An 18,171-nucleotide genomic window follows, 5' to 3' on the forward strand; every position below is an offset into this window, starting at 1 on the left:
TTCGCGCGTGATCGACACGTGCGTCTTCGCGCAGGTCACGAGCAGGGGCTCTCAGAGGGCCCGGTACATGACATGGAGCCCGACCATGCCGTGGCGGGGGTGCTCGAAGGCGCCCGGAACGGTGCCCAGGATGGTGAAGCCGAGCGACAGCCACAGCGTCACCGCGGGATTGGTCTCGACCACCGCGTTGAAGACCATGCCGCGGTAGCCCTGGGCCCGCGCCTCGGCCAGGATGTGGTCGGCGAGCGCCCGGCCGACACCCCGTCCCGCGCGGTCCGGATCGACCAATGACATGGAGCCCGACCATGCCGTGGCGGGGGTGCTCGAAGGCGCCCGGAACGGTGCCCAGGATGGTGAAGCCGAGCGACAGCCACAGCGTCACCGCGGGATTGGTCTCGACCACCGCGTTGAAGACCATGCCGCGGTAGCCCTGGGCCCGCGCCTCGGCCAGGATGTGGTCGGCGAGCGCCCGGCCGACACCCCGTCCCGCGCGGTCCGGATCGACCATGAAGGCCGCGTTCGCGATGTGCGCCGCGGGGCCGCCGTAGTTCGGGGTGACATAGGCCGAGCCGACGACGGCACCGGTCTCGTCCTCGGCGACGTACACGCGCTTGCCCGGCGCCATCCACAGGGCGCGGGCCGCGTCCTCGGAGGTGTCCGGATCCCAGGTGTAGGTCTCGGCGGCGGCGACGATCCGGTGCCAGAAGGGCCAGATGCGCGGCCAGTCGTCGGCCGCGGCTTGTCTGATCAGCATGGGCGCGACTCCGGCACGCCCATGCCGTCAGCGATCATGACGATGCCGTGAGGTCAGTCGACGCTGGGCAGGATGTGGGGCTCGGCGAGGTCGTCCTCGTAGCCCGCCAGCCGGATGGGGGCGGACCTGGCCCACACGTCGAGACTGCCGAGCTTCTGCTCCGTCCGGCGGCCCCCACGCTCCGCACGTTCCTTGGGGCGCTGATCGCTGTTCGTCTTCTCCGGTGTCACCGCGCACTCCTTATGTGTCGGGTAACCCTCGGGACGTTCCGGTCCAGTCTGCCGCTGTACCCTCGACGTCCGCTCGGGTCTGAGTCGAAAACAGGTCGGACGCGGTGGCGCCGGCAACTCGTACGAGAGCAGGCCGTGGTGACCGGCTTGTCCCGGGACGGACCGTGGGTTGGGTGGACCCAAAGGCTGTCCGTACAGTCCAGGTTAACCAAATGAGCGGGCCCCCGCTCGATGGGGCTGAAACAACCAGGTAACCGTCTTGAGTCGTTCGACACTCATCCGGTCAGATTATTAACCCTATTGACATGAAACACCCGTTTTGCCGTCACCCGCTCGACCCAGTCCTCGAACTGCTCACCGGCACCGCCGGTGGCCGGCCCGGCGCGTACGGTGCTCAGTTCAGGTCCTGTTGGCTGAGTCGCAAGCTCGCCATGATCTGCTGACCGTCGGCAACGGCTTTTCTCGCGGGAGGACTGACGCATGGAGCTGCGCAGCGTCGAGGAGCTGATGGATCTGCTGCACGCCTGCCGGGGCGCGCGGCGCACCCCGGACCGTGACGGCGACCCGGTCGACGTGCACGAACACGCCCTGCAGACCGCCGCTCTGCTGCGCCGAAGTCACCCCGCGGACAAGGAACTTCAGGTGGCCGGCCTGGTCCACGACATCGGGTTGCTGCTGCCGCCGGACGACGACACCGGACCCGCGGACCGGGCGGCCGACGCGGTACGGCCGCTGCTCGGCGAACGGGTCTCCCGTCTCGTACGCCTGCACGCCGTCGCGGAGCGCTATCTGACCGCGGTCTCCCGGGCCCACGGTCCGTCCGCGTGGAGCGCGTCCGCCCCGGCCCGGCGGGGCGGGCCGATGACGCCCCAGGAGGCGGCCGCGTTCGCCGGCGATCCGCTGGCCGACGACGCCCTCACCCTGCGTCAGGCGGACGAGGCGGCGAAGGTGCGGGGCCTGGACGCCGGAGTGCTGGAGGACTGGCGGACGGTGCTCGAACTGGTGGCGGCCGGCCATGCCCGGCTGGGGGCCGTGGACTGAGCCCCGGGGTCCGCTGCCACGCGGGCGCACGGCGTGCGCGAGGGCGAGCCCGCGACAGGCGACGTGCTGCCGGTCGGAGCAATGACCTGGCCGGCCGTCCGGCCGTGCCACACTCAGCGGGATGCGCCCCCGCCACGCAACCGCTCCGGGCCGGGGCCGGGTCGTCGGCTCATGGATGACCCGGCATGCCGGGTGGTGTCTGGCCGCCTCCCTGGCTCTTCATCTGCTGGCCGCCGTCGTCTCCCCTCCCACCCCCCTGGATCTGCGCGTCTACCGCGAGGCGTCCCCGCTGGTCCTCACCGGTGGCCTCTACGACTACCAACTGCACACCGCTCCGCCGATCCCCGTGCTGCCGTTCACCTATCCGCCGTTCGCTGCCCTGGTGTTCCTGCCGCTCGCGCGGCTGCCCTGGCCGGCCGTGATCGTCCTGTGGCAGGCGGTCTCCGTGGCGGCCCTCGCGGTGATCGCCTGCTGCGCGGCCCGGCTGCTGTGCGCCGCCCGCGACCGGCCCGCACGGTCCCGTGTCCGGCTCTGGACGGCCGCCGGTCTGTGGCTGGAACCGGTGCGCCACACCCTGGACCAGGGGCAGGTCAACCTGCTGCTGTGCGCCCTGGCCCTGGCGGCGCTCGCGGTGCCGCTCACGCCGGTGGCCCGGGGAGCGGCCCTCGGTCTGGCGGCCGCGGTCAAACTGACCCCGGCCTTCGGGGGGCCCTATCTGCTGGCGACCCGGCAGTGGCGGGCCGCGGCATGGGCCCTCGCCGCCGGTGTCGGGGCCACGGCCCTGGCCTGGCTGATCGCCCCGAGGGAGTCGGCGCGTTACTGGTTCTCCCTGGTGACGGACACTCAGCGGATCGGCCCCGCCTGGTCGGTGCGCAACCAGTCCCTGCGCGGAGCGCTCGACCGGCTCCTCGGCCCGGACGCCCTCGCCTCCGTGGCCTGGTGGACGGGCCTGGTCCTGGTCACGGGGCTGGCGGCCGGCGCCCTGTGGAGCGCGGTGCGGCGCCACGACCTGCTCGGCGTCCTCGTGACCGCCGAGCTGTACGGACTGCTGGTCTGTCCCATCTCATGGAGCCATCACTGGGTCTGGTGCCTGCCGACGATGATGTGGCTGGCGCACGGACCGGGCCGGCGGCGGATGCTCCACCGGGTCGCGCTGGCCGCCTGGGCCCTCGCCACGGTCGGCCGCCTGATCCCGCTGCTCATCCGCGCGGAGGACCGGCTGCCGCGTCCGAGCCCGTACCCGGCGCTGCTGGCCTGGCCCGGCACGGCCTACGCCGTCTGCGCCGTCCTGACCCTTCTCGCGATCGCCGCGACCCGGGTCCGGGCACCCGGCCGGATGCCCGCGAACCTCTCCCCCGCCCGGCTGTAGGGCGCGGTCAGCGCCGTTGGCCGGGAACGCCCGTGGAAGGGCCCGCGGGGACCGTGGCCCCGGTTGCGTAGAAGTGGGCGCGGACGCGGCGCAGCCATGCCTCGGCCGGTGCCTCGTCCGGCCGTTCCGGCAGCACACCGGGCGTCTCGTCGAAGGCGCTCTCGTAGAACCGGAGCAGAGGCAGCGCGACCGACGGGTCCGCTGCCACCCGCTCGCCGAAGTCGTGGTACTCCTCCGGGCTCTCCACGCGGATCGTCAACCGCCCGGTCGTATACAGCTCCAGGCCCTGGTGGCACAGGCGCTTGAGGTGGCGGGCGTGTTTGGCGACGCGTGCGTGGAGGTCCGCCGGGAGAGGGCCCCCGCCGCGGGCGTCGAGCCGCCTGAACTGCTGGGTCGCGTACCCGAGATAGGCGTCGCGGACGCGCTTCGCGCACAGGAACGAGCCGCGGATGCCGATCAGCTCCTCCCCCAGTGGCGTGCGCACCTCGTACAGCTCGGCGGGCAGCCAGACGAGCTCCATGGCGGTGGGATTGCCGCCGAGGGCGAGGCGGCACCACTTGGCCGCCTCGTGCAGGGTGCGGTCCGGGGCCGTGGTGACATGGGATTCCTTCGGCAGGTGCAGCCCGTGCAACCGCTCGGTGGGCGCCGCGAACACACCGAGCCGGTCCACGTCGGAGCCCTCGCGGGCGAGCCCGTAGGCGGTCGAGCCGACGATGCCGGAGAGAAGGACATGGCGCACGGTCATGGCCGGTCGCCCTTGCCTGCCGGGGTGGTGCCGGGGGACGCGGAGTCCGCCGTGCCGGCGTCGTCGAACAGGGCGTGGTGGGAGGACTTGTGTTCCGCCGTCCCCCGCTCATGACGCGGCAGGTCCTCCCGGTCCTGCTCGTGTGTCATGGCGGTCGGCGGCGGGCCCCATGCCTCGCCGTAAAGCGACCGCAGCCGCTCCCGTGAGCCCATGACGGCCGAACAGTCGAGGCCGCTGTCGGCGGGCGTGATCGGGCGCAGACGGTATTCGCCCGGGAGGGTCACTCGGGCGGGGTGGACGAAGTCAGCGGAGAGCCGGGGCATGCCGGGGACGCTAACCGGCGACGCGTGCTCCCGACCAACGGTTTTTCCTGCGCGAGGGCTCAGGGCCGCGTACGCCCCGGAGTCCTCCGCCTCCGGGGCGTACGCCGTTCACGCGTGGAACGGCGGCCTTCGATCGCTCACGGGAACAACGCGATCCCGGCGGCGATCACCAGGATGATGCAGGCGATCAGCGCGACCGTGCCCCACGTTCCACGGTGCTTCAAGGGGGCCGGCGGCCGGCCGCCGCGTGGCCGGTCCTCCGGCAGGACGGAGTCCGCCGCGCGGTCGGAGCGGTAGAACTGTTCGTCGCTCACGTATCGGTTGCGGGGATCGCTGACGGCACGCGGGTCGATCTCGTGTGGTTGGGCCATGAGAACTCCTAGCGGTCTCACCAGGGCGAGTTCCCGTCCGCCGCCGGCCTACGCACCCGAGGCGGATCATCACCGCCTGCCGGATCGCGACCGGTTCACCACTTGCCGGGCGCGTAGTCCTTCAGAAAGACGCCGTACAGGTCCTCACCCTGCTCGCCGCGCACAATCGGATCGTATACCCGGGCAGCGCCGTCCACGAGATCAAGCGGGGCGTGGAAGCCGGCGTCCGCCAGACGCACCTTGTCCGGGTGCGGGCGCTCGTCGGTGATCCAGCCGGTGTCGACCGCGGTCATCAGGATGCGGTCCTTTTCGAACATCTCCTCGGCACTGGTGCGGGTGAGCATGTTGAGGGCGGCCTTGGCCATGTTGGTGTGCGGGTGCCCCGCGCCCTTGTACCCGCGGCTGAAGACGCCCTCCATCGCCGAGACGTTCACGATGTACGTGCGCCGGGCCGACGCGGCCGCCATCGCCGGGCGCAGGCGGCTGATCAGGATGAAGGGGGCCGTGGAGTTGCAGAGCTGGACCTCCAGCAGCTCGATCGGCGTGACCTCCTCGACGGTCTGCACCCAGCTGTTGGTCTCGTGGAGATCGGGTACGAGTCCGCCCGCGTCGATCGCCGTGCCGGCCGCGATCCGCTCCAGCGAGGCCGAGCCGGAGACCAGTGCCAGGTCGGTGACGTCCTGCGCGCGCAGGGCGCCGCCGCCGGCCACGGGCAGCGCGGCCACGGCGCCGGAGCCGAAGGTGCCGATGACCACGGCGGACGGCAGCTCGCCCGCGGGCAGCGGTGCGGACTCGGCGGCGACCAGCTCGCTGTAGGCCTGCGGGGAACGGCGCACCGTCTGGGCGGCGTTGTTGATCAGGATGTCGAGGGGGCCCTCGGCGGCCACCGAGTCGGCGAGCGCCACCACCTGGGCCGGGTCGCGCAGGTCGATACCGACGATCTTCAGCCGGTGGATCCAGTCGTCGCTGTCGGGCTGGGCCTTGAAGCGGCGGATCGCGTCGTTGGGGAAGCGGGTGGTGATGGTGGTGTGGGCGCCGTCCCGCAGCAGCCGCAGCGCGATGTACATGCCGATCTTGGCGCGGCCGCCGGTGAGCAGGGCCCGCTTGCCCGTGAGGTCGGTGCGGGCGTCGCGCCGGGCCCGGTTCTCGGCGGCGCAGGCCGGGCAGAGCTGGTGGTAGAAGTAGTCGACCTCGACATAGCGGCTCTTGCAGACGTAGCAGGAGCGGGGGCGCTGGAGTATCCCCGCGACCTGGCCGGCCTCGGTGACGGAGGAGGGCAGGATGCCCTCGGTCTCATCGTCGATGCGCTGTGCGGAGCCGGTCGCCGTCGCCTCGGTGACCGCCTTGTCGTGGGCGGTCTTGGCGGCCCGGCGCTCCTGGCGGCGGCGCTGCTTGACCATGCGGTAGATGTGCGCGGTGGCCCGGCGCACCTTGACCGCGTCAGGGTGGTCGACCCCGAGGCCGTCGAGCTCCTCCAGGACGCTGAGGCAGACGGCCAGGCGCTCCGGATCGATGCCGGGCCCGTACGGCACCTCGTCAGCCACCGCCGAGCCGCCGCCCACCAGGACGTCCTCTGTCACCGTCATCGCGCTGCCGTTCCTCACTCACCCGCGCAGCGCTCCGACCGCGCTCGCCTTCGAACGCGGAATTTTACGGAGCGCCCGGCCGGGTCACCAAACCCGCGCTGATCACGACGACGGCAGGTGACCGGCCGGCAGCACACGGCACAGGGGCGGCCGCGCGCCGGAGGGGTCCCTAGTTGCCGCAGGCGTCCAGCAGCGTCTCCACCTCCTCCGTCACCGCGCGGGCCAGCAGCTCCAGGTCCGGGACCGCCCGGCCGTCGGCGACGAGCCCGTAGTGGACCCGTCCCCGGTAGGTCGAGACCGCCACCGCCAGGGACTGACCGCTGGCCAGCGGGGCGAGCGGGTAGATCTCGGTGAGCGGGTTGCCGCCGAGCTTCAGACCGAGACTGGGCAGCGGCACGCTGGTGACCAGGATGTCGAACCAGAGCCGTGCGGCCTGGCTGACCAGCGGTCCGCCCAGCCGGTGGCCCAGCGCCGGCACATGGTCGGCGAGCAGCGCGACGGCTCCCGCGCCGCGGTTGGGTCCGGCGTCCTTGTTGCGGTCCATGGCGGTCCGCACCGTCCGCAGCCGTTCCAGTGGGTCCGGGTCGGCGACCGGAAGCCGTATCAGGTAGCCGGAGAGCCGGTTGCCCTGTGGGTGGGAGGTGCGGGGGCGGCGGTTGGAGACGGGGATCAGGGCGCGGGGCTCGACGCCCTCACTGCCGTCGCCGCGTTCGTCGAGCCAGCGGCGCAGGGCGCCCGCCACGACCGCGATGAGCACGTCGTTGACCGTGCCGCCCGCCGACTTGCGCACCCGGTGCACATCGTCGAGGTCGAGGACGACCCCGGCGGTTCGGCGAGTGCCGCTGGGCTCGGAGACCAGCGCGGAGGAGGTCCGCATGCCGAGGGCGGAGAGGGCGACTGAGGCCCCGATGTCGAGGGCGCGGCCCACGTCGGAGAGCGTGCCGCGCAGCAGACCGGGGAGTTTGCGCACGTCGGGCAGGAGGCCACGGGCGGGCTCCGGGGGACGCGGGCGGGGCTCGGGGAGGTCCATCGGGTCCATGACGGCCGCCGCGAGCGTCAGGGCGCGCAGTCCGTCGGCGAGCGCGTGGTGGAACTTGAAGAGGATGGCGAAGGTGGTGCCGGACTCCCCCGGCAGCACATGCGCCTCCCACGGCGGCCGGCCCCGCTCCAGCGGGCGCTCCATGAGCCGGCCCGCGGCGGCGTGGAAGTCGGTGGTGGGCGCGTGCAGCCGCACATGGTCGAGCGGGTCGAAGTCGGGGGCGGGTTCGCGGGCCGCGCCGCCGAGCGCGAGCGGGAGGCGCACGTCGGCGAGGTGGCGCGGCAGACGCACGTCCGGCAGCCAGACGTCGCGGATCCTCATGCGCAGCCCCGGCACCGCGGCGGCGCGCGCCGCGAGGAGATCGGCGGCGTGGGCGCCCGCGGTCGGCGAATGGCAGGAGAAGACGCCGAGGGCCCCGAGATGCATCGGGTGCCGGGCGGACTCGATGTTCCAGAACGCCAGGTCGAGTGGTGCGAGCAGGTCGGAAGTCAATGGCTTGCCTCGCGTCGACGGTGGATGAAGCAAGAAGTCAACCCCTGAAGGATGATTACGGTCAAGTACGATCGTGCTACGTACAGTTAATGTCACGTGAAGTCCCGCCCCGCCGGTGACCGGCGGGCTCAGCGGGATTCATGGGACGCACGAGGTGACGTACAAGGTGTCCGAGGTCACTTCAGCGGCGGCGGCGCGGCGGCCGGTGCCGTGCCCCACCCGGATGGGCGCGCGCCGACCGTGTACTCCAGTGTGCCCAGACGGCGCAGCGTGTCGGTCGTCACGTAGGTCCGGTCGTAGTCCGCCCCGTCGATGCCGACGCTCTGCACATACCGGTCCCGGTCCGAGGTGCCCGGCGCGGTGATGGTCAGCCCTCCGCGCGGGTAGTACGCCGGGTCCAGGACCAGGTCGACCCGGTCGAAGACGGGCGTGCTCAGGCCCCAGGTGCCGTAGCCGGGCTGCACCGGGAAGAGGCCGATCGACGAGAACACGTTCCAGGCGGACATCGTGCCGAGGTCGTCGTTGCCGGTCATGCCCGTCGGCCCGTCCGTGAAGAGGGTCAGCGCCGCGTGCACCACGTCCGTCGTCTTCCACGGCTGGCCGGTCGAGAGATACGTGTACGGGGCGATGAGGTCGGGCTCGTTCTGCGGGTTGTACTTGTCCGCGTTGTAGTACGCGTACGGGCCGTTCACCCAGACCCTGCGCGCGGTCCCGGCCGGGTCCTTCAGCAGCCGGTCGTAGGCGAAGAAGGCGTCGAGGCGGTCGTTGGCGGCCTTCTCGCCGCCGAGGAGGCCGATCAGGCCGCGCAGGTCCTGCGGCACGAGCCACTGGTACTGCCAGGCGGTGCCCTCGTGGAAACCCTCGCTCCGGGCCGGGTCGGCCTGCCCGGTGAAGGCCCCGGAGGCGTCCCGGGCGCGGAAGAAGCCGGTCGAGGCGTCGAAGATGTTGCGGTAGTTACGGGACCGGGCCGCATAGCGCGCCGCGTCCGCATGGTGGCCGAGGTCGCGCGCCATCTGGGCGAGCATCGCGTCGGACAGCGCGTACTCCAGCGTCACGGAGGCGCCGTGGTGGTAGTCGGAGTCGCCCGGCTTGGCATACGGGCGGCCCTTGATGTATGGCGCGAAGCCGTGCGCGATGTACTCATGGTTCGCCTCCCGGCCCACATACATGGTGTCGGCGGGCGGTACGCCGTCGGCGTTCTTCCTGAGCGCGCGGTAGGCCCGCTCCTCGTAGCCCTTGAGCAGCCCCTGCTGATGGGCGTTGGTGAGGTACGGGGTCACCGGGTCACCGCTCATGATGTTCGTCTCGACCGTGCCGTAGCCCCACTTGGGCAGCCAGCCGCCCTCCTCGTCGATCCTGAGCACGGAGATCGCCATGTCGCGCGCCTCGCGCGGTGCGAGCAGGCCGAGGAGCTGGCACTGGGTGCGGTAGGTGTCCCACAGCGACCAGTTCTGGTAGTACGTGAACCCCCTCGCCCGGTGGATCCGCTGGTCCCAGCCGGTATACCGGCCGTCGGCGTCGCTGCCGATGTTCGGCGCGAGGAAGGACCGGTACAGGGACGAGTAGAACGTGGTGCGCAGGGTGTCGCCGCCGCCCTGCACCCGGACGCCGTCCAGGCGGTCCTCCCAGGCCCGGCGGGCGTCCTCCCGCAGTCCGTCGAACGAACGCCCTTGCGTGGTAGCGAGGTTGACGTCGGCGCCGTGCGCGTCGACGTACGACAGCGCGGTGGTGGCCTCGACGGTGCGGTCCCCGGTCGTGTCGAACGTGACGTACGCGCCGTTGCGCCCCGGGCCCGACGACTTCGTCGCGCCCGGGGTGATCGAGTCCTGGTACCAGGTTCCGTGCCTGGTGAAGGGCCGGTTGAAGCGGGTGACCGTGTAGAGGGTGTACGGGCGGGTGGAACGGCAGAAGCCGCTGCCCGTGATCTGGGTGCGCACCGTGCGGTCGTCGAGGATCTCGACGCTGGACGAAACGTTCTTGTGCAGCGCCTGACCCGCGTTGAGCAACACGTTCGCCGTGTGGGTGGCCGGGAACGTGTACCGCTGCACCCCGGTGCGCGCGGTCGCGGTCAGCTCGGCCTCGACACCGCTGTCCAGCCGGACCCGGTAGTAGCCGGGGCTCGCCTGCTCGTCGGCGTGGCGGAACGTCGCCGCGTACTTGGCGTAGTCCGTCTCGGTCACGTCCCCCGTCGTCGGCAGCACGGGCAGGTCCCCCCCGATGGCGCAGCCGACACCGGAGAGGTGGACCAGGGAGAAGCCGCGGATCCGGTGCTGGGTGTAGTCGTAGCCGGTGCTGTGTCCCGTGTCCGGCGAGAGCTGCACCATGCCGAACGGAACGGCGGCGCCCGGGAAGGTGTTGCCCTCGTTCTGTGTGCCGATGAAGGGGTTGACCAGGTCCGTGAGCCTGCCGCCGTTCGACTCGGCGGCATCGCCGGCCGACGGCGAGAACAGCGCCGAGACCGCCACCGCTCCCACGGCGCACACCCGCAGGCACCGGGTCCATCTCATCTGGGAAGACCTCCGGAGGATCGACATCGTTGGTGCACATGGTGGTGGCGCGATGTCGGATTCCAGGGCAATGAGTGGATTTGACCTGCGGCGCGTCGCGGCTCGGTGCCTGCTCGCGCGCCCCCGGCGGTGCCGGGGGCGGCGCCCGTTCACAGCACGCGTTGGCCCTTGCCCAGGGCGATCACACCGCCCTTCGAGACCGTGTACAGCTCCGAGTCCCGGTCCGGGTTGACGCCGATCGTCGCGCCCGGCGGGACCTCGACGTTCTTGTCCAGGACGGCTCCGCGCACGATCGCGCCCCGCCCGACGTGCACATTGTCGTGGAGGACCGACCCCTGGACGACGGCACCGGGGTCCACCACCACTCCCGGCGAGAGCACCGAGCGGGTCACCTGCCCCCGGACCAGGCAGCCGGCGCTGATGATCGACTCGCTGGCGATGCCACCCGCGTTGAAGCGGGCCGGGGACAGCTGGCCGGAGTGGGTGTAGATGGGCCAGCTACGGTTGTAGAGGTTGAAGGCGGGACGCTCGGCGATCAGATCCATGTGCGCCTCGTAGTAGGCGTCCAGGGTGCCGACGTCCCGCCAGTATCCCTGGTCTCGGCTGGTCTCGCCGGGCACGTGATTGGCGCTGAAGTCGTACAGCCCGGCCTCGCCCCGGTCGGTGAGCGCGGGCAGGATCGAACCGCCCATGTCGTGCACGGAGTCGGGGTCCTCGGCGTCGCGCTGGAGCGCCTCGATCAGCACCTTGGTGGTGAAGATGTAGTTGCCCATCGAGGCGAACACGCACTCGGGGTCGTCCGGCAGGCCCGGAGGATCGGAGGGCTTCTCCAGGAAACGCCTCACGGTCTGGCCGTCGGTGCCGGGAGTGATCACCCCGAAGGAGGACGACTCGGCGCGCGGGACGCGTATCCCCGCGACGGTCACCCCCGCGCCGCTGTCGATGTGCTGGGCCAGCATCTGCCGCGGGTCCATGCGGTAGACGTGGTCCGCCCCGAACACCGCCACATACTCGGGCCGTTCGTCGTAGATCAGATTCAGCGACTGCAGGATCGCGTCCGCGCTGCCCAGGTACCAGCGCGGCCCGAGCCGCTGCTGGGCCGGCACGGGTGTGACGTAGTTGCCGAGCAGGCTGGACATCCGCCAGGTGGTGGTGATGTGCCGGTCCAGCGAGTGCGACTTGTACTGCGTGAGCACGCAGATCCGCAGGATGTCGGCGTTGACGAGATTGGACAGGACGAAGTCGACGAGGCGGTAGGTTCCGCCGAAGGTCACGGCCGGTTTCGCTCGGTCCGCGGTCAGCGGCATCAACCGCTTCCCCTCGCCACCGGCCAATACGATTCCCAGCACCGAAGGTCCACCGCGCATGCCGCCGCCCCTCTACGCCCGGTTGTGCCGCTCTCCGCTCAATGACTACCCCTGTGCGAGGACTTTCTCGTACAGGTGGACCGTGCGGCGGGCCACCGTGGCCCAGCCGAACTCCCGCACCGCGCGCTGCCGTCCCGCCTCACCCATGCGCCCCGCGGCGACCGGGTCGGCGAGAACGGAGTCGAGGGCGCGTGCGAGGTGCTCCTCGAAGTCGTCGTCCACATCCACCAGAAGGCCGGTGCGGCCGTCCTCCACGACCTCCGGGATGCCGCCCGTGCGCGAGGCCACCACGGCCGTGCCGCACGCCATGGCCTCCAGGTTGACGATGCCGAGCGGCTCGTACACCGACGGGCAGACGAACACGGCGGCGTGCGTGAGGAGCTGGATCACCTCCGGACGCGGCAGCATTCTCGGGATCCAGTGGAGGCCCTGGCGGCTCCGGCTCAACTCCTTGTACAGATCGCGGAACTCGCGGTCTATCCGGGGTGTGTCGGGGGCGCCCGCGCACAGCACGACCTGCGCCTCGGGGTCGATGTGCCGCACGGCGCGCAGCAGATGCGGCACGCCCTTCTGACGGGTGATGCGGCCGACGAACAGGACATAGGGGCGGCTCGGATCGAGGCCGAGGCGGGTGAGCACCTCGGTGCCGTGGTCCGGCCGGTAGAGCGAGGTGTCGATGCCGTTGTGCACGACATGGACCCGCGCCGGGTCGAGGGCCGGGTAGCAGAGCAGGATGTCCTCACGCATGGCGCCGGAGACGGCGATCACCGCGTCCGCCGCCTCGACCGCGGTGCGCTCCGCCCAGCCGGACAGGGCGTAACCGCCGCCCAGTTGCTCGGCCTTCCATGGGCGCAGCGGCTCCAGCGAGTGGGCGGTCACCACATGCGGGATGCCGTACAGCAGCTTGCCGAGGTGGCCGGCGAGATTGGCGTACCAGGTGTGCGAGTGGACCAGTTCACGGTCCTGGAGGGCGGCGGCGATGGACAGGTCCACGGAGAAGGTGCGCAGGGCGTCGTTGGCGGTGTCGAGGGCGGACCACGGCCGGTGGCGTACGACGCCGGCCGCGCCGCCCTCCCCCCAGCAGTGCACGTCCAGGTCCGTCAGCGAGCGCAACTCCCGGGCGAGGAACTCGACATGGACGCCCGCACCGCCGTACACATCCGGCGGGTACTCCCGGGTCAGCAGTCCCACACGCACCCGGAACCCCCTGTCTCAGCGGCTGGTTCCCACATGGTCACCCAGATACGGCCGTTGCGGAAGACCACGTGTGGTCACCGGCGGCCCGGCGGGCGGTCGAAGCAGCAGTCGCCGCACAGGCCACCGCCGGGCAGCCGGTAGTACAGACAGCAGGTGCGGCGCCGGCCGGTGGCCGGCTCGACGGTGCGGACCAGGTCGGGATGCGCGAACAGCCCGGCGGCCAGGGTGCGGGCCCGCTCCGCCACGTCCGTGCGACCGGCCGTACGCGCCCAGCGGTCGATCATGCGGACGCTGCTCGCGAGCGCGGCGCCCGCGTTGCCCCACAGCAGTCGAGCGGAGACCCCGTGGCGGCCGCTCAGTGCCGTCGCGAGCGGGACGAGGTGCCCCTCGCGCACGACCGCGTCGAGCGAGTCGCCCGGCAGCGCCCGGACCTCGCCGAGCCACAGGTCGTCCGGCGCGCTGCCGTCCGGGTCCCAGCGCAGCAGCCGCGGGTCGAGGTCCGGCACCCGCCCGTACAGGGCGGCCGCGCCGAGGGCGACGGACCACAGCCGGGCCGCGAGCCCTTGGTGGGCGAGGGAGGCGGCGATCCGGTCCTCCGGCGCGCCCAGCGCACGGACGACCTTGCGGAGGCGGAAGGCCAGCGGATCCGCGGACGCGTCCAAAGGGGCGGGGCGCACCGGCGGTACGTACGCCCGTTCGAGAGTCGGCAGCCCGGCCCGGGGCGGCACTCCGGTGCGCAGGACGAAGAAGCCGCCGAGGGGGCGCAGCGCGGCGAGTTCGGGGTCGAGGTCCACGAACCCCAGTAGTACCAAGGACCCGTCGAGGCTCCCACCTGGGGGACGCGTGCGCCGCCGCCCCTTGAGGGGAGGAGGGGACCGCGGCCGTACTCCGTCGGCAGTATGACCCAATGCGTGCTTGGGGACGACGACAGGAACAGTCCCGGGCGGCATCGTGTTGACCATGCAAGCCGACCGTTCGCCGCACCGGGCCCCCCGTCCCGGTCCCGCGCGAAGGAGCCGCCCATGAGCGCCCTCGCGCTGTCCGTCCTCCTGTCGCTCGTCTCCGCCGTCGCCTACGCGGGTGGGGCGATCGTGCAGGAGCAGGTCGCCGTGTCCACGCCCGGCCGGTCGTACGCGCCCCTTCGCCGGCCGGTCTGGTGGGCCGCCGTCGTGCTGAACGGCCTCGGCGGGCTGCTGCATGTGATGGCCCTCGCCGACGGTCCCCTCAGCCTGGTCCAGCCGCTGGGCGCGCTGACCATCGTGTTCGCCCTGCCGATGGCCGCGCTGCTCGTGAGCCGGAGGGCAGGGGCGGCCGCCTGGCGGGGCGCCGCCATGTCGACGGTCGGCCTCGCGGGCCTGCTGACCCTGATCGGCGCCTCCGACGCGCGGTCGCTGAGCGGTCCCCAGCGGGTGACGGTCGCGGTCGTGACCGCCGGCGCGATCGTGGCGCTGATGGTCGCGGCCCGCGCGACACACCGGCATCCGGTTGTCCGCAGTGTGCTGCTGGCGGTGGCGTCCGGGGTCGCGTTCGGCATGTCCTCCGTGTTCACGAAGACCGTCGCGGTGGACTGGACGAGCGGCATCGCGCTCACGGACCTGCCGAGCCTCGCGGTGATAGGCGTCCTCGCCACCGCCGGCATGCTGTTGTCACAGGCCTCCTACCGGGGCGGCGGCCTCGCGGCACCGCTGTCCGCGTTGACGGTGGTGAACCCGGTGGTGGCGGCCGTGGCGGGCATCACCCTGTTCGGAGAGACCTTCCGTCACGGCACGGCGGGCGCCGCGGGGGCGCTCGGCTGCGCGGCCGTCGCCGCGGGCGGCCTGGTCCTGCTGACCTCGGAGCGGATCAGCGCGGAGGAGGGGGCCCGGGTGCCGGCGCCGCTTGGGCCGGGTCCGTCCGGGGACCGGGAGCCGGCGGCCCGGGTCGAGCCGTCGGGGCCGCACGGCCCCGTCCACGGCGGACAGCTCGTTTCCGTACCCGGCCCTGCCCGGCCCCAGGGCCGCGCAGAGGTCAGATCCTGAGCCCGCCCGCGCGCAGATAGGCGACCGGGTCGATGTCACTGCCGAACTCGGGCCCCGTCCGCACCTCGAAGTGCAGATGCGGGCCCGTGCTGTTCCCGGTGGACCCGGAGCGGCCGATCCGCTGGCCGGCCGCCACACCCTGCCCGTCCCTCACGGAGATCGCGGACAGGTGGGCGTACTGCGTGTAGTGGCCGTCGGCGTGCCGGATGACGACCTGGTAGCCGAAGGAGCCGCCCCAGCCCGCGCTGACCACATGCCCCGCCGCCACCGCCTTCACGGAGGTTCCGGTGGGCACGGGGAAGTCGACGCCCGTGTGGTAGCCCTTCGACCAGGTGGAACCCGCGGCATGGTAGGGCGTGCCGGTCGCGGCGTTCACCGGGGCGATCAGCGTGGGGGTGACGGTGGCCGCCCGGCCGGAAGTGGCCTTTCCCGTGGACGACTTATGGGAGGGGTGACCGGACCGCTGGTGGGGCTGCTGGTGAGACGGCTCGTGGGGCGGCTTGTGGGACTGCTGGTGAGACGGCTTGTGGGTGCGGGCGGAGGGCGATTCCGGGGGCGCTGGGGCCTTGGCCCGCAGACTCAGCCGCTGACCGGGCAGGATGAGGTCCGGGTCCGCGCCGACGGTCGCGCGGTTGGCCTGGTACAGACGCTGCCAACCGCCTTGGACGCGGTGGGAGTCGGCGATACCGGAGAGGGTGTCACCGTGCACCACCGTGTACATCTCGGCGGTGCCCGCCTGCGACTGCGGCGTGGTCTGCGGCTTCACATCGCGCACGGAGCGCTTGGCGGTCCGCGTGCTCGCACGCGAGGTGTCGTGGTCGGCACCGCCGGAGGTCATCCCGCTCGCGGGATGCGAGGAGTGGGAGGCGGTGAGTCCGGCGCGCAGGGAGCAGACCGGCCAGGCGCCGGGGCCCTGACCGGCCAGGACCTTCTCGGCCACGGCGATCTGCTGGTCCTCGGTGGCGAGATCCGCCCGCCGGGCATAGGCCGTGCCCCCGTACGCCTCCCAGGTGGACTGGGTGAACTGAAGCCCGCCGTAGTAGCCGTTGCCGGTGTTGATGCTCCAGTTGCCGCTCGACTCACAGGCGGCCACCTTGGTCCAGGTGTCCACGTCGGCCGCGTGCGCCGCTCCGGCCCCGATGAGCGGGATCGCCATGCCGGCGCCACCGGCCGTGACGGTGAGCGACGCGCGGTTGATCCTTGTCGGCTGATACCGGCGGTGCCGACCGCGTACGGCCATGGTGAGCCCCCTCGGCATGCGTCAGGAGGGCCAAAAGTATGTGCCCCGAACAGGCCATGGCAAGACGGCAATCAGCCGCTCGCAGAGGCCAACTGACCGGTAAACGTCCCTGGTTGAGGGAATCGGCCGGAAACGCTGGGGCAGAAGGGAGCGGTGGGGAGGGTGCGGCGTCCGCCCGGCACGTCCGGATGTGCGGGGGCCGTACCGGCACGTCAGGATGGTCACCGGGGCAATACTGACGTGCACGACCGGCAGCACCCATCGAGGACGACTTCAGGACCGAACCGGCACCGACGATTCCAGTACCTCTAGGAGCCAACCGTCATGAACGCTTCCGCCCAGATCGGCGTCACGGGTCTCGCGGTCATGGGCCGCAACCTCGCCCGCAACTTCGCCCGCAACGGCTATACGGTCGCCCTGCACAACCGGACCGCCTCGCGCACCCATGATCTTGTGAAGGAATTCGGACACGAGGGCGACTTCGCACCGACCGAGACCCCGGAGGACTTCGTCGCGGCGCTGGAGCGTCCGCGGCGCCTGATGATCATGGTGAAGGCGGGTGCGCCGACCGACGCGGTGATCGAGGAGTTCGCCCCGCTCCTGGAGCCGGGGGACATGATCATCGACGGCGGCAACGCACACTTCGCGGACACCCGCCGCCGGGAGAAGGAGCTGCGCGAGCGGGGCATCCACTTCGTCGGCACCGGTATCTCCGGCGGCGAGGAGGGCGCGCTGCACGGACCGAGCATCATGCCGGGCGGCTCGACCGAGTCGTATGCCTCCCTCGGCCCGATGCTGGAGAAGATCGCCGCGAAGGCGAAGGACGGCACACCGTGTGTGGCCCATATCGGTCCGGACGGCGCCGGGCACTTCGTGAAGATGGTCCACAACGGCATCGAGTACGCCGACATGCAGCTCATCGGTGAGGCGTACCAGCTGCTCCGCGACGTGGCGGGCTACTCCCCCGCCGAGATCGCGGAGATCTTCCGCACCTGGAACACCGGCCGCCTGGACTCCTACCTGATCGAGATCACGGCCGAGGTGCTCTCCCACGTGGACGCGGCGACGGGCAAGCCGTTCGTGGACGTGGTCCAGGACCAGGCGGAGCAGAAGGGCACCGGACGCTGGACGGTCCAGATCGCGCTGGACCTCGGCGTGCCGGTCTCGGGCATCGCGGAGGCGGTGTTCGCCCGCTCGCTGTCCGGCCACTCCGCCCTGCGGGAGGCGTCGCGCCATCTGGCCGGCCCCAAGGCCGCACCGCTGAGCAAGGCGGAGGCCGGGGCCTTCGCGGACCGCGTGGAGCAGGCGCTGTACGCCTCGAAGATCGTGTCGTACACGCAGGGCTTCCACGAGATCGCGACGGGCAGCGAGGAGTACGGCTGGGACATCGACCTCGGCAAGGTGGCCTCCATCTGGCGCGCGGGCTGCATCATCCGCGCGGCCTTCCTCGACCGCATCCGGGCCGCCTACGACGCCCGTCCCGACCTGCCCAGTCTGCTGTCCGACGACACCTTCGCCCAGGAGATCGCCGCGGCGCAGGACGACTGGCGCGAGGTCCTGGTCGCGGCGACCCGCCAGGGCGTCCCGGCACCCGGCTTCTCGGCCGCCCTCGCCTACTACGACGCCCTGCGCGCCGAACGGCTGCCTGCCGCCCTCACCCAGGGGCAGCGGGACTTCTTCGGGGCGCACACCTACCGCAGGACGGACCGCCCTGGCTCGTTCCACACGCTGTGGGGCGGGGACCGCTCGGAGGTCGAGGCGTAGGCCCCCCTGCTCCGGCCGCGGTTCGGGAGGGGTTCCTGTCGCTTGAGGGGCGGGGCGCTCGCAGGCCTGTCACCTCAAGCGCGGGGGCGCTCGCAGGCCTGTCACCTGCGGGGCGGGGCGCTCGCAGG

The 18,171-nt window shown here is 71.9% G+C and carries 15 protein-coding genes and 2 pseudogenes; 4 read left to right on the top strand and 13 right to left on the bottom strand.

Features of this window, described 5'->3' with window-relative positions; all coding sequences use genetic code 11:
- Positions 1 to 51: 51 nt before the first annotated feature.
- From ACIP94_RS29725 to ACIP94_RS29735, 3 genes and pseudogenes are all read right to left on the bottom strand, one after another.
- Positions 52 to 285 (bottom strand): annotated as a pseudogene (locus ACIP94_RS29725) (GNAT family N-acetyltransferase); the annotation flags it as partial.
- Positions 278 to 754 (bottom strand): annotated as a pseudogene (locus ACIP94_RS29730) (GNAT family N-acetyltransferase); the annotation flags it as partial. The pseudogenes ACIP94_RS29725 and ACIP94_RS29730, both read right to left, overlap by 8 nt.
- A 53-nt stretch (positions 755 to 807) precedes the next feature.
- Positions 808 to 984 carry a hypothetical protein gene (locus ACIP94_RS29735; protein ID WP_402432311.1) on the bottom strand — a complete coding sequence of 59 codons (177 nt, stop codon included), beginning with the start codon at positions 982 to 984 and terminating at the stop codon, positions 808 to 810.
- A gap of 480 nt (positions 985 to 1,464) precedes the next feature.
- Between ACIP94_RS29735 and ACIP94_RS29740 the strand changes: the two genes are divergently transcribed.
- Together ACIP94_RS29740 and ACIP94_RS29745 are read left to right on the top strand one after the other, a co-directional pair.
- Entirely contained in the window at positions 1,465 to 2,025 is a 561-nt protein-coding gene (locus tag ACIP94_RS29740) for an HD domain-containing protein (protein WP_402432313.1), read from the top strand.
- A gap of 121 nt (positions 2,026 to 2,146) precedes the next feature.
- Positions 2,147 to 3,394, top strand: a complete 1,248-nt coding sequence (locus ACIP94_RS29745) for a glycosyltransferase 87 family protein (protein ID WP_402432315.1) — start codon at positions 2,147 to 2,149, stop codon at positions 3,392 to 3,394.
- A 7-nt stretch (positions 3,395 to 3,401) separates the two neighbouring features.
- On the opposite strand, the gene ACIP94_RS29750 is transcribed toward ACIP94_RS29745, so the two are convergent.
- The 9 genes from ACIP94_RS29750 to ACIP94_RS29790 form a co-directional block, all read right to left on the bottom strand.
- The gene (locus ACIP94_RS29750) at positions 3,402 to 4,139 is read right to left on the bottom strand and encodes a DNA polymerase beta superfamily protein (protein WP_402432318.1); all 738 of its coding nucleotides are present in this window, start codon (positions 4,137 to 4,139) and stop codon (positions 3,402 to 3,404) included.
- Positions 4,136 to 4,462: a hypothetical protein gene (locus ACIP94_RS29755; protein ID WP_402432321.1), complete on the bottom strand. Its 327-nt coding sequence runs from the start codon at positions 4,460 to 4,462 to the stop codon at positions 4,136 to 4,138. Before ACIP94_RS29755 ends, ACIP94_RS29750 begins: the two co-directional genes overlap by 4 nt.
- A 137-nt stretch (positions 4,463 to 4,599) precedes the next feature.
- Positions 4,600 to 4,833 carry a hypothetical protein gene (locus ACIP94_RS29760; protein WP_402432324.1) on the bottom strand — a complete coding sequence of 78 codons (234 nt, stop codon included), beginning with the start codon at positions 4,831 to 4,833 and terminating at the stop codon, positions 4,600 to 4,602.
- A gap of 95 nt (positions 4,834 to 4,928) precedes the next feature.
- Entirely contained in the window at positions 4,929 to 6,419 is a 1,491-nt protein-coding gene (locus ACIP94_RS29765; RefSeq protein ID WP_402432327.1) for an SDR family NAD(P)-dependent oxidoreductase, read from the bottom strand.
- 169 nt (positions 6,420 to 6,588) lie between these two features.
- Positions 6,589 to 7,950: a wax ester/triacylglycerol synthase family O-acyltransferase gene (locus ACIP94_RS29770; protein ID WP_402432330.1), complete on the bottom strand. Its 1,362-nt coding sequence runs from the start codon at positions 7,948 to 7,950 to the stop codon at positions 6,589 to 6,591.
- A 176-nt stretch (positions 7,951 to 8,126) separates the two neighbouring features.
- Positions 8,127 to 10,457, bottom strand: coding sequence for a GH92 family glycosyl hydrolase (locus tag ACIP94_RS29775; RefSeq protein WP_402432333.1), 2,331 nt, complete (start codon positions 10,455 to 10,457; stop codon positions 8,127 to 8,129).
- 149 nt (positions 10,458 to 10,606) lie between these two features.
- Complete coding sequence (glgC, locus tag ACIP94_RS29780; RefSeq protein WP_402432336.1) at positions 10,607 to 11,824, bottom strand: glucose-1-phosphate adenylyltransferase; 1,218 nt, start codon at positions 11,822 to 11,824, stop codon at positions 10,607 to 10,609.
- A 45-nt stretch (positions 11,825 to 11,869) separates the two neighbouring features.
- A complete protein-coding gene (glgA, locus tag ACIP94_RS29785; RefSeq protein ID WP_402432339.1) occupies positions 11,870 to 13,021 on the bottom strand; it encodes a glycogen synthase in 1,152 nt (383 codons plus the stop codon).
- A gap of 74 nt (positions 13,022 to 13,095) precedes the next feature.
- Complete coding sequence (locus ACIP94_RS29790; RefSeq protein WP_402432342.1) at positions 13,096 to 13,815, bottom strand: (2Fe-2S)-binding protein; 720 nt, start codon at positions 13,813 to 13,815, stop codon at positions 13,096 to 13,098.
- Between the two features lie 228 nt (positions 13,816 to 14,043).
- Between ACIP94_RS29790 and ACIP94_RS29795 the strand changes: the two genes are divergently transcribed.
- Complete coding sequence (locus ACIP94_RS29795) at positions 14,044 to 15,039, top strand: DMT family transporter (RefSeq protein ID WP_402432345.1); 996 nt, start codon at positions 14,044 to 14,046, stop codon at positions 15,037 to 15,039.
- On the opposite strand, the gene ACIP94_RS29800 is transcribed toward ACIP94_RS29795, so the two are convergent.
- On the bottom strand, positions 15,029 to 16,279 hold the full coding sequence (locus ACIP94_RS29800) for a transglycosylase family protein (protein WP_402432348.1): 1,251 nt from the start codon (positions 16,277 to 16,279) through the stop codon (positions 15,029 to 15,031). The genes ACIP94_RS29795 and ACIP94_RS29800 overlap by 11 nt on opposite strands.
- A gap of 324 nt (positions 16,280 to 16,603) precedes the next feature.
- On the opposite strand from ACIP94_RS29800, the gene gndA reads away from it, so the two are divergent.
- Positions 16,604 to 18,043 carry an NADP-dependent phosphogluconate dehydrogenase gene (gene gndA, locus ACIP94_RS29805; RefSeq protein WP_402432351.1) on the top strand — a complete coding sequence of 480 codons (1,440 nt, stop codon included), beginning with the start codon at positions 16,604 to 16,606 and terminating at the stop codon, positions 18,041 to 18,043.
- Positions 18,044 to 18,171: the final 128 nt, after the last annotated feature.

Source organism: Streptomyces sp. NPDC093261, assembly GCF_044753645.1.
Taxonomy (GTDB): Bacteria; Actinomycetota; Actinomycetes; order Streptomycetales; family Streptomycetaceae; genus Streptomyces.